This is a genomic window from Massilia sp. DJPM01, from assembly GCF_030348125.1.
Classification (GTDB): Bacteria; Pseudomonadota; Gammaproteobacteria; order Burkholderiales; family Burkholderiaceae_D; genus Telluria_A; species Telluria_A frigida.
Genome location: NZ_JAQOZV010000039.1, coordinates 1 through 11,720 on the forward strand (window position 1 = coordinate 1; position 11,720 = coordinate 11,720).

Sequence of the window (11,720 nt, forward strand, 5' to 3'; positions counted from 1 at the left end):
TTGAACGAGACGGTCGTCGCCAGCTCGCCATCCTGGTGGTTGACCGAGGTCGGCGTGGAGCCTTCGGCGAAGCTGGCAATCGCCGACAGCGGCACCATGGTGGTGGCAGCGCCGCTCAAAGCCTGGCCGCTGGATGGATCGCGCGCGGCGGTGGTGTTGGGCGACGTGGCCGCGCCGCCGGCGCTGGCGGTGCCGCGCGAGGGCAGGTACACGTCGTTCAGCGCTTCCGGCGACTGCTGGTACCGCTTCGCCACGCCCATGATCACGCTGTACTGATTAAGTTCATCGTAGATGGTGCTGACCTGGCGCTGGCCGAAGGCGTTGTACAGCGCATTGTCGACATCGCGCGGGTTGATGCCCAGGCGCGCGGCGCTGTCCTTGTCGATCTGGACGAACATCTCGACGCCGTTTTCGGCCTGGTCGGTATCGACATCGACCAGCGCGCCCTGGCGCTTCATGGAATCGGCCAGCTTGCCGGCCCACAGTTTGAGGTCGACCCGGTTGTCGCTCTTTAAGGTGTACTGGTAGGTCGAGTTGGACTGGCGCCCGCCCATGCGCAAGTCCTGCACCGGGTTGAGGAACATCGACACGCCGGTGACCTTGGCCAGTTGCGGGCGCAGGCGCGCAATCACGGCCTGGCCGCCGTCGCTGCGTTCGGACACCGGTTTCAGGTTGATGAACATGAAACCGCCGCCGGCGCGCGCGCCGCCGGTAAAGCCGACCACCGTGGCCACCGCCGGGTCGCGCCGGATGATGTCGACCAGCTGCTTCAACTTGGCCTGCATGGCCTGGAACGAAATGCTCTGGTCGGCGCGCAGGCCGCCGCTGATCTGGCCCGTGTCCTGTTGTGGAAAGAAGCCCTTGGGCGCGGCGCTGAACAGATACACATTCAGGCCGATCACGAATACGAAAATGAGCATTACCAGCGCGATGCTGCCCAACGCCCAGTCGAGCGAATGCTCGTAGGCTTTGTGGATGCGGTCGAAACCGCGCTCGGCCCAGCGCGCAAGGCGGCCGGGCTGGCGCTCACGGTCGGCGGGTTTGAGCAGCCAGGCGCACATCATCGGCGTGGTGGTGAGCGAAATCACCAGCGAAATCATCACCGCCGCCGACAAGGTCACGGCGAACTCGCGGAACAGGCGGCCCACCTGCCCGCCCATGAACAGCAGCGGAATGAACACCGCCACCAGTGACAGGCTGATCGACAGCACCGTAAAGCCGACTTCGCGCGCGCCCAGCAGCGCCGCCTTCATGCGGTCCATGCCGTTTTCGATGTGGCGGGCGGTATTTTCCAGCACCACGATGGCATCGTCGACCACGAAACCGGTGGCCACGGTCAGCGCCATCAGCGACAGGTTGTTCAGGGAAAAACCCAGCATGTACATCACCCCGAAGGTGCCGAGCAGCGACACCACCGTGGCCACCGCCGGGATGATGGTCGCGCGCACGCTGCGCAGGAACAGGCTGACCACCAGCACCACCAGCAGGATGGAGATCATCAGGGTCAGCTCGATTTCGGCGAGCGAGGAGCGGATCGAGTTGGTGCTGTCGGACGCCACTTCCAGCTTCACGTCTTGCGGCAGCTGCGCCTGGAGCGAGGGAATCAGGGCGCGCACGCCGTCCACCGTTTCGATGACGTTGGCGCCGGGCTGGCGCGTGATCAGCACGATCACCGCCGGCTGGCCGTTGAACAGGCCCAGTGTATTGACGTTTTCGACGCCATCGATCACGTCGGCCACGTCGTCCAGGCGCACGGCGGCGCCGTTGCGCCAGGCGACCACCAGGCTGCGGTAGTCGGCCGCGCTACGCCCGCCGGTGGCGGTGCTGGCCTGCGAGTAGATTTGCAGGCGCATGCCATTGCCTTCGATCGCACCCTTGGGCCGGTTGGCATTGGTCGACTGGATCGCGGCGCGCACATCCTCGGTCGAGACGCCGTAGCGGTTCAGCGCATACGGCAGCAATTCGACGCGCACCGCCGGCAGCGAGCCGCCGCCGATTTCCACGTCGCCCACGCCCTGCACCTGCGCCAGTTTTTGCTGCACCAGGTTCGATACCGACTCGAAAATCTGGCCCGGCGACTTGGTCTTGGACGTCAGCGCCAGGATGATGATGGGCGCGTCGGACGGATTGGCCTTGCGGTAGGTCGGATTGCTTTTGAGGGTGGACGGCAGGTCGGCGCGCGCCGCGCTGATGGCCGCCTGCACTTCGCGCGCGGCGGAATCGATCTTGCGGTTCAAATCGAACTGCAGGCTCACGCGCGTCGATCCGCTGCCACTCGACGAAGTCATTTCGTTCACGCCGGAGATCACGCCCAGGCGCCGCTCCAGCGGCGTGGCCACGCTGGTCGACATGGTGTCGGGGCTGGCGCCCGGCAGCGACGCGCTCACCGAGATGGTCGGGAAATCCACCTGCGGCAGCGGCGAGACCGGCAGCACGAAGAACGCGCCGATACCGGCCAGCGCGATGCCGAGCGTGAGCAGGACGGTGGCGATCGGGCGCCGCACGAATGGCTCGGACAGGTTCACCTGGTCCCCTCGCCTGCGGTAAGGGCGGTGGCATGTTTACCCGACCAGCGCTGCGCCAGGCTGTCGAAGCCGAGGTAAATCACCGGCGTCGTAAACAGCGTAAGCATCTGGCTGACGATCAGGCCACCGAAGATGGCCAGGCCCAGTGGGCGGCGCAGTTCGGCGCCCTCGCCCCAGCCGAGCATGAGCGGCACCGCCGCGAACAGCGCGGCCAGGGTGGTCATCAGAATCGGGCGAAAGCGCAGCAGCGCGGCCTGCCGGATCGCCTCGCGCGGGGCCATGCCCTGCTCCCGCTCCGCCTCGATGGCAAAGTCGATCATCATGATCGCGTTCTTCTTGACGATGCCGATCAGGAGAATGATGCCGATAATGCCGATCACGCCCAGGTCCTGGCCGCTGATCATCAGCGCCAGCAGCGCGCCCACGCCGGCCGACGGCAAGGTGGACAGGATCGTCAGCGGATGCACATAGCTTTCGTACAGCACGCCGAGCACGATGTAGACGCACACCACGGCCGCCAGGATGAGCCACAGCTGGTTCGACAACGACGCTTGATAGGCGCCCGCTGCGCCGAGGAAGGTCATGCTGACCGACGCCGGCAGCTTGATCTCCAGGGCGGCGGCGCGGATCGCCTCGACCGACTGGCCCAGCGAGACGCCGGGCGCGGTGTCGAAACCGATGGTGGTGGCCGGGTATTGCGCCACGTGGGTGATTTGCAGCGGTGCCGGCTGCTCGCTGATGTTTGCCACCGCCGACAGCGGCGTAGTCTTGCCGGAGCCGGTCTTGATCGGCAACTGGCCCAGCGCGGCGATCGACATGTGCGGGTCGCGCTGGGCTTCCAGGATCACGCGGTACTGGTTGGTCTCGGTGAAGATGGTTGAGACGATGCGCTGGCCATAGGCGCTGTACAGGGCGTCGTCGATGGAGGCCGCCGTGACCGACAGGCGCGAGGCGGTATCGCGGTCGATGCTCACAAAAGCCGAGACGCCGGTGGCGCCGGCGTCGGTCACCACGTTCGTCACCTGCCTGTTCTGCTGGAGCTGCTTGACCAGCGTCGCCGCCCACTGGCTGACGGTGGCGCTGTCGGCCCCCTCGAGCGAGACGCGGTACAGGGTCGGGCCGCTTTCGGCGTCGATGGTCAGGTCCTGGGTCGGTTGCAGGTACAGGGTGACGCCGGCCACGTCGGCCACGCGGCGGCGCAGGCGCTCCATGATCGCGGCCTGGCTGGACGCCTTGTCGTGTTTCAGGTTGATCAGCATGCGGCCGGTGTGCAGCATGGTGTTGTTGGCCGCATCGACGCCGACGTTGGAGCTGATCGACTCCACATCGGGATCGGCCAGGATCGCCTTGCCGGCCGCCTGCTGCAGTTCGGCCATGCGGTCGTAGGAAATCGACTGGCGCATTTCCACGCGCGCCTGGAGCTGGCCGGTGTCCTGGGTCGGGAACAGGCCCTTGGGAATGAGCACATACAGCACGGCCGTGAGCACCAATGTAGCCAGCGCCACCAGCAGGGTCAGGCCCTGGCGCGCCAGGGCCCAGTCCAGCGCGTGGCCGTAGCGGACGATCACGCGCTCAAAAAAAAGCTGGGTGCGTTGCGCCATGCGCCCCGGCTTCTCGTCCTCATGGCTGCGCAGCCAGCGCGCCGACATCATCGGCACCAGCGTCAGCGACACCACGCCCGAGATCAGGATGGTGATCGCCAGGGTAATGGCGAACTCGCGGAACAGGCGCCCCACCACGTCGCCCATGAACAGCAGCGGAATCAGCACGGCGATCAGCGACACCGTCAGCGAAATGATGGTAAAGCCGATCTGCGCCGCGCCCTTGACGGCGGCCGCCATCGGCGTTTCGCCTTCTTCGATGTAGCGCGCGATGTTTTCGATCATGACGATGGCGTCGTCGACCACGAAGCCGGTGGCGATCGTCAGCGCCATGAGGGACAGGTTATTCAGGCTGTAGCCGAGCAGGTACATGGCGCCGCAGGTGCCGATCAGCGAGATCGGCACCGCCAGGCTGGCAATGACGGTGGCGCGCACGCTGTGCAGGAAGGCGAAGATCACCAGCACCACCAGCGCCACGGCCAGCAGCAGTTCGAGTTCGACGTGGGTAACGGAGGCGCGGATGCCGGTGGTACGGTCCGACAGCACGTCGAGCCGCAGCGCGCCGGGCAGGCTCGCTTGCAGCTCGGGCAGGCGCGCCTTGATGGCGTCCACCGTGGCGATGACGTTGGCGCCGGGCTGGCGCTGCACGTTGAGGATGATGGCCGGCTTCATGTTGGCCCAGGCGCCCAGCTTGACGTTTTCGGCGCTGTCGACCACCTTGGCCACGTCCGACAGGCGCACCGGGGCGCCGTTGCGGTAGGCGATGATCAGTTTTTCGTAATCGGGCACGGTCAGGAGCTGGTCGTTGGCGTTGATCGCGTAAGAGCGCGTGGGACCGTCGAAGTTCCCCTTGGCGCTGTTGGCGTTGGCGCCCGAGATCGCGCTGCGCAGCGTGTCCAGCCCCAGGCCGTAGGTGGCCAGCGCGCCGGTATCGGCCTGGATGCGCACCGCCGGCCGCTGTCCGCCGCTCAGGGTGACCAGGCCGACGCCCGCCACCTGGCTGATTTTCAGCGCCAGGCGCGTGTTGACCAGGTTCTGCACCTCGGTCAGCGGCACCGTGTCGGACGTGATGGCCAGGGTGAGCACCGGCGCGTCGGCCGGGTTGACCTTGGCGTACACCGGCGGCGCGGGCAGGTCGGCCGGCAGCAGCGAGCCGCCGGCGTTGATCGCCGCCTGCACTTCCTGCTCGGCCACGTCGAGCGTTTGCCCCAGGCCGAACTGCAGCGTGACGATCGACACGCCGGACGCGCTGGTGGAACTCATGCGCTGCAGGCCGGACATCTGGCCGAAGCGGCGTTCCAGCGGCGCGGTGACGGTGCGCGCCATGACTTCCGGGCTGGCGCCCGGATACAGCGTCTGCACCTGGATGGTCGGGAAATCGACCTGCGGCAGCGCCGATAGCGGCAGGAACTTGAAGCCGACAAAGCCGGCCAGCACGATCGCCAGCATCAGCAGCGAGGTGGCGACCGGGCGCTGGATGAACGGAGCGGATGGATTCATCGCGCGCCCTTCATTTCGGCGTTCCTTCGCGCTGGCGGCGACGTCCGCCAGCGGCACCGGCAGCCGGCTTGTCGGTCGGCAGGCTCACTTTGGCGCCATCCTTGAGACGGTCGGCGCCTTCGGTGATCACCTGCTCGCCGGCTTTCAGGCCGGTTTTTACTTCCACCTTGTCGACCGTGGCCTGGCCGCGCGTGACCGGGCGCACCGCGACCGTGCGCTCGGCCGGATTGAGCACGTACACAAAGTCGCCCGTGCTGCCATGTCGCAGCGCGGTCACCGGCACCACCACGGCATCCTTGATGGTGCGCAGTTCCAGGCGCAGGTTGACGAACTGGCTGGGGAACAGCGCCTGGTCGCCGTTGGCGAAGCGCGCCTTGGCGCGCACGGTGCCGGTCTGCACATCGACCTGGTTGTCGAGCGCCTTGAATTCGCCTTTGGCAAGCGAGTTGGTACGGGTGCGGTCGAACGCGGTGGCGGCCAGGCTGGCGCTGTCGCGGATGCGCCCTTGCAGGTCCGGCACGCGGTCTTGCGGCACCGCGAATGCGACATCGATGGGCGCGAGCTGGGTGATCACGGCGATGCCATTGGCGTCGCCGCTGCCGACCAGGTTGCCCATGTCGATCACGCGCAGCCCCACCCGGCCCGTGATCGGCGCCTTGACCTGGGTGTAGCTCAAATTCAGGCGCGCCACGCCTTCGGCCGCGCGGTCGCTCATGGCGGTGCCTTGCAGCTGCTTGACCAGCGCGGCCTGCGTGTCGACTTCCTGGCGCGCGATCGAGTCTTGCGCGAGCAGCGTGCGGTAGCGCTCCAGCGTGACCCTGGCGCTATCGAGCTGCGCTTCGTTGCGCTGGCGCGTGCCGGAGGCCTGCATCAGCGCCATCTCGAACGGACGCGGGTCGATGGTGGCCATCACCTGGCCGGCCTTGACCAGTTGTCCTTCGCTGAAGTGGATCTTTTGCAGGATGCCCGACACTTGCGGACGCACCGTGGCCGTGGCGGCGGCGGTGACGGTGCCGAGGGCGTCGAGGATGACCGGGATGTCGGTGCGTTCGGCCGTGGCCACGCCGACCGTGGTCGCCATGCCGCCGCCGCGCCCACCGCGGCCCCCGCCACCACCACCACCGGGGCCGGATGGCGCGCCCGGCGCGGCGCCTGGGCCGCTGGCAGGGCTCTGGTGGGTCAGGTACCAGGCCAGTCCGCCCAGTCCGGCCATGGCGAGCACGGCAATCACGCTACCGATGATCTTGGCCCGGCGGCTGCGCCGTGGCTGGGAAGGTGATGGGCTCATGCTTTTCCTTGTCTTGATTGCAACGATTATTCAAGGAACTCTAGCACGGACAAGGTAAACGGCATGTTTCGGGGGAGACAGCAGCGGGCGCCAACAACAGGCGATTCATGGGCTGCATGGACATGCACACGCCGCCACCGGGCGCGAATGCCTGGCGCAGGATGCCTTGTCATAGGGAGAAGAGGTAGCGGGGGCGACTTTGTAACAGGCTACATGGCGTTACAAAGTCGCTACAAATCGATGGCTGGTCGGGCGGATGGGCATGGACTGCCCATCCGGATACAGCGGCAAAACGTCAGGGCGCCGTGCACATGCAGTGAGTGACCGCCGTAAATGGCTTGCGGTCCTTGGCCATGTCGGACAGCCAACCCAGTTCCTTGCTCACTTCGGCCACGGCGCTCGATGGCACGCCGGTCGGCATCAGGCCCAGTTTGACCTCGATGTTGACCGCGTGCGCGGCGCTCACGCCGAACACGGACGTGAGCACGCGCTCGAATGCCGACACCTCGCGCTCGACGTAAGCGACGCGGTAGCCGTCGGCCAGCTTGGCGCGTTTGGCGGCCGACTTGAGCGCATCGGTGTAGCTGCCGATGGTGTCGACCAGGCCGCGTTCCTTGGCCTGCACGCCAGTCCACACGCGGCCCTGCCCCACTTCGTCGATCTTCGGCTGGGTGGTCTTGCGCGCCGCGGCGGCCTTGGTGGTGAAGTCGCTGTAAATATGGTTGATGCTGCTCTGGATCAGCTGGGCGAAGCGCGGGTCGAGCGGACGCATTGGATTGTAGGCGTCGGCCAGCCAGGTGGTGGTCACGCCGGCAGTGTGGATGCCCAGTTTGTCGACCACTTTTTCGGCGGTCGGCAAGATCGCGAACACGCCGATCGAACCGGTGATGGTGGCGCGGTCGGCGACCACTTCGTCGGACGCCATCGAAATCCAGTAGCCGCCGGACGCCGCCACGCTGCCCATCGACACCACCACCGGCTTGCCGGCGGCGCGCGTCAGTTCCAGCTCGCGCCGGATCAGTTCCGAACCGAAGGCGCTGCCGCCGGGCGAATCGACGCGCAGCACGACCGCCTTGATCTGCTTGTCCTCGCGCGCCTTGCGAATCAGGTTCGCGGTGGACAGGCCACCGATCGAGCCCGCAGGTGCATTGCCGTCGCTGATTTCGCCGGCGGCCACGATCACGCCGACGGCCTCGCCCATCAGATCCGGGGTGGTGCGCATCAGGTACTCGCCGAATGCAACCTGGCGAAAGCTCGTGCCTTCATCGTCCCTGGCGCCGCGCGCGATCATCAAGGCGCGCACTTCGTCGCGCGTTTTCAGGCCGTCCACCAGTTTGCTGGAGAGGGCCAGCTTGCCGGTGTCGCCGCCGGCTTCTTCCATCAGGGCAGGAAGGTTCTCGATGCTCTTGGCAATCCAGCCGGCCGGCAGCTTGCGGTTTTTTTCGACGTCGGCGGTGTAGCCGGCCCACAGTGCCTTGTAGAGGAAGGCGTCCGCTTCGGCGGCCTCCGGCGACGGGCCATTGCCAATGTACGGCTCGGCGAAGCTCTTGTAGGTACCGACCTTCATCAGGTTGACCGTCACGCCAACCTTGTCGAGCGCATCGCGGTAGTAGTTGCGGTAACGGCCGAAGCCTTCGATCATGACCGCGCCCATCGGGTGCAGATAGACCTGGGTGGCGTGCGAGGCGATGCTGTACTGGCGCTGGTCGAACGAGCTGCCCCAGGCGATGACGGGCTTGCCGGACGCCTTGACGCGGTCGATGGCCAGGCCGACTTCATTGAGCATGGCCAGGCCGGCGCCATCCATCTCGTCGAGCAGCAGCAGCACGCTGCTGATCTGCGGGTCCTTGGCAGCCCGATCGAGCACGGTGAGCACGTCGCGCAGCTGCACCGACCTGCGTACTTCGCCGGCGCCGGCGTTGGCCATGATCGCCTCGCGCACGTTGCCGCTGTGCTGTTCGACCAGGTTGCCCTTGATGTCGAGCACCAGCGCGGTCTGTTTCGCGATCGGCTTGACGCCGCCGCCGCCGAACATGGCGATCAGCAGGAACACGACGATGACCAGGAACAGCACGTTCAGGACGCCCCGGCGCGTGCTGTCGACCGCTCTCCAGAACACGCCGAAACCACGGCGAAGGGAAGACAAGGGTTTGAATGACATCGGTACTCCGGCAGAAAAATGAGGGGGTTGGTAAAGGCTAAACGTCTACTGTAAGCGAAATTGCCGGGTCCCGTCCGAAATGCGGGGCGCACCCAGGGCTGGAAATCGCCCACAAGCCGGCAAACACCAATATGCCATTAATCATGAGCAACTCAAGCCCAAGGCGATAACTTCCCAACAGCAATGTTTGATTATATTCAAGGAAAGCGCAAATGACCGGCCCGCCGACGGCCACCAGCGGCACCCAGCAGTCCCTGAGCGTGCGCCGGGTCAGGATGCCGAAGGCGAACAGGCCGAGCAGCGGACCGTAGGTATAGCTGGCCACTTTCAGGATCACGCCGATCATGCTGGGACTGTCGACCCATTTGAAGGCCATCACCAGCACCAGGAACAGCAGCGCGAAACCCAGGTGCACGCGCTGGCGCCAGCGCACCTTGTCGTGCTCCGCCAGGTCGTGGCGGCGGGTCAGGCCAAGCAGGTCGATGCAGGCCGTCGAAGTGAGCGCGGTGATGGCGCCGTCGGCGCTGGGGAACAGGGCCGAGATCAGCGCGATCAAAAAGATGATTTGCAGCGCCACCGGCAAGTGGCCCATGACGATGGCGGGAAACAGCTTGTCGCCGCTGGCGGACACGCCCGCCAGCGGCGCGTACAGGTACAGCAGGCCGCCCAGGAACATGAACAGCGACAGCACCACGACCAGGATCACGGTGAGGCTGAGCAGGTTTTTCTGGGAATCGGCCAGGGTCTTGACGGAGATCGTCTTTTGCATCATCTCCTGGTCCATGCCGGTCATGGTGAGGACGATGAAGGCGCCGGCCACGATCTGCTTGAGGTAGAAGTTGGGACTGTCGAAGGACGTGGTAAATATGCGCGACAGGCCGCGCTCCTGCATCTGGGCCAGGCCCTGGCCGACCGACAGGTCCATCTGGCCGAGCAGGATGGCGATGCAGGCGACCAGCCCGAACAGCATGCAGCTCGTTTGCAGGGTATCGGTCCAGACGATGGTCTTGACCCCGCCCTGGTAGGTGTACATCAAAATCATGGCCAGGATGACCAGGGTGGTGAGCCAGAACGGCACGCCCAGGCTATCGAGGATGATGGCCTGCAAAATGTTCACGACCAGGTACAGGCGCGCGGTGGCGCCCAAGAGGCGCGAGAGAATGAAGAAGGAAGCGCCGCTCTGGCAGGCGCGCCGGCCGAGGCGCTGGTTCAGGTAGTCGTAGATCGAGGTCAGTTTCAGGCGGTAGTACAGCGGCAGCAGGATGAACGCGACCGCGATGTAGCCGATCACGTAGCCGATCAGGATCTGCATGTAGCCGAAGCCGTCGCGCCCCACCGCGCCGGGCACGCTGATGAAGGTCACGCCGGACAGGGTGGTGCCGACCATGCCGAAGGCGACCAGCTTCCAGTTGCTGCTTTTATTCCCAATGTAGAAGCTGTCGTTGGTGGCGTTGCGCGAGGTGGCCCAGGCTACGCCCAATAGCAGGGCAAAGTAAGCGATGAGGATGCAAAGAAGTAAAGCCGGGGACATGACATTGCCTTGGATGATAGAACCGGCAGCAATATACACCCAGCCGGGCCGGGGCAGATGCTCAAGGCCGGGAAATCAGCTCGACGATGTTGGCCCGCACCCGGTCGCCATCGACCAGCAGTTCGGCGGCGCTGACGGGCAGGCTGAAACGGCGCGGGCCGGCGCTGCCGGGGTTCAGGTACAGCAGCGGGCCGCGCTGTTCGGCCAGCGGGCGGTGCGAATGGCCATACACCACCACCCTGACATCATCGGGCAGCGCGGCCGCATCGAGCTGGCCGATATCGTGCAGCGCAAACAGGCGCACGCCGCCCACGGCCAGGGTGGCACTGTGCGGCACGCTGGCAGCCCACTCGCCCGTGTCGTTATTGCCGCGCACGACCGTCAGGGGCGCGATGGCGGCCAGTTGCGCCAGCATGGCGGCATTGCCGATGTCGCCGCCATGCACGATAAAGTCGCTACCGGCCAGGAAGGCCAGGGCTTCGGGACGCAGCAAGCCATGCGTGTCCGATAGGACGCCGATGCGCAGCAATCAGACCCCCTTACCCGCGACACGCCGGAACGGGCCGATGCAGGCATCGAAGGACTCGGCGGCGCACATCACGAACAAGAAGCCGGATGGATGAAAACGAATGAAATTGGTGCCCGTGGCGCCGGTTTTCATGACCTTGCCCGAGCAATCGGGCTTGCCGTTGACTTTGACGTTCTTGTCGACCAGCTTGTAGTAGCCGGCGGCGCTCGGCTTCGCGGGAATGTCGAAGGTGCTTTCCGAGACCTCGGCGGCGCTGATCACGAGCGTGGTGCCGTCGCCGCGAAAGCGGTAGGTTTCGGAGCAGCTGCCGTCGGGCAGCGTCAGCTTCCAGATGCCGAGGATGGGATGGCTGGCCGCCAGCGGCGCGCCGTGGGTGGCGGGCGCGAGCACGGCCAGGGACAGCGCAAGGGCGGTGAGCATACGCATGGCGGCTTCCTTTTCGGACGATCATGGCGACAGCTTGAAGTTTGCACCATTTTGCGATTGCGTGCAGGAGGCGAGTTTTGATGTGCGGATAGCGCGATGCGCGCTGACGGGGGACGGACGGCGCCCATCCCCCTTGGGTAAGCGGGGGGCATGGCGCCC

The 11,720-nt window shown here is 65.9% G+C and carries 7 protein-coding genes; all 7 read right to left on the minus strand.

Features of this window, described 5'->3' with window-relative positions; translation table 11 throughout:
• Positions 1 to 2,525 (minus strand): efflux RND transporter permease subunit (locus PO883_RS22325; protein WP_289311705.1); only part of this gene is annotated, 2,525 nt, incomplete at its 3' end.
• The gene (locus tag PO883_RS22330) at positions 2,522 to 5,626 is read right to left on the minus strand and encodes an efflux RND transporter permease subunit (protein WP_289311706.1); all 3,105 of its coding nucleotides are present in this window, start codon (positions 5,624 to 5,626) and stop codon (positions 2,522 to 2,524) included. The genes PO883_RS22330 and PO883_RS22325, both read right to left, overlap by 4 nt.
• A gap of 10 nt (positions 5,627 to 5,636) precedes the next feature.
• Positions 5,637 to 6,914, minus strand: coding sequence for an efflux RND transporter periplasmic adaptor subunit (locus PO883_RS22335; protein ID WP_289311707.1), 1,278 nt, complete (start codon positions 6,912 to 6,914; stop codon positions 5,637 to 5,639).
• Positions 6,915 to 7,209: 295 nt separating this feature from the next.
• Positions 7,210 to 9,075: a signal peptide peptidase SppA gene (gene sppA, locus PO883_RS22340; protein ID WP_289311708.1), complete on the minus strand. Its 1,866-nt coding sequence runs from the start codon at positions 9,073 to 9,075 to the stop codon at positions 7,210 to 7,212.
• A gap of 37 nt (positions 9,076 to 9,112) precedes the next feature.
• On the minus strand, positions 9,113 to 10,606 hold the full coding sequence (locus tag PO883_RS22345; protein WP_289311709.1) for a sodium:solute symporter: 1,494 nt from the start codon (positions 10,604 to 10,606) through the stop codon (positions 9,113 to 9,115).
• Positions 10,607 to 10,667: 61 nt separating this feature from the next.
• On the minus strand, positions 10,668 to 11,135 hold the full coding sequence (locus PO883_RS22350) for a metallophosphoesterase family protein (RefSeq protein WP_167084999.1): 468 nt from the start codon (positions 11,133 to 11,135) through the stop codon (positions 10,668 to 10,670).
• Positions 11,136 to 11,561: a hypothetical protein gene (locus PO883_RS22355; RefSeq protein WP_289311710.1), complete on the minus strand. Its 426-nt coding sequence runs from the start codon at positions 11,559 to 11,561 to the stop codon at positions 11,136 to 11,138.
• Positions 11,562 to 11,720 lie beyond the last annotated feature (159 nt).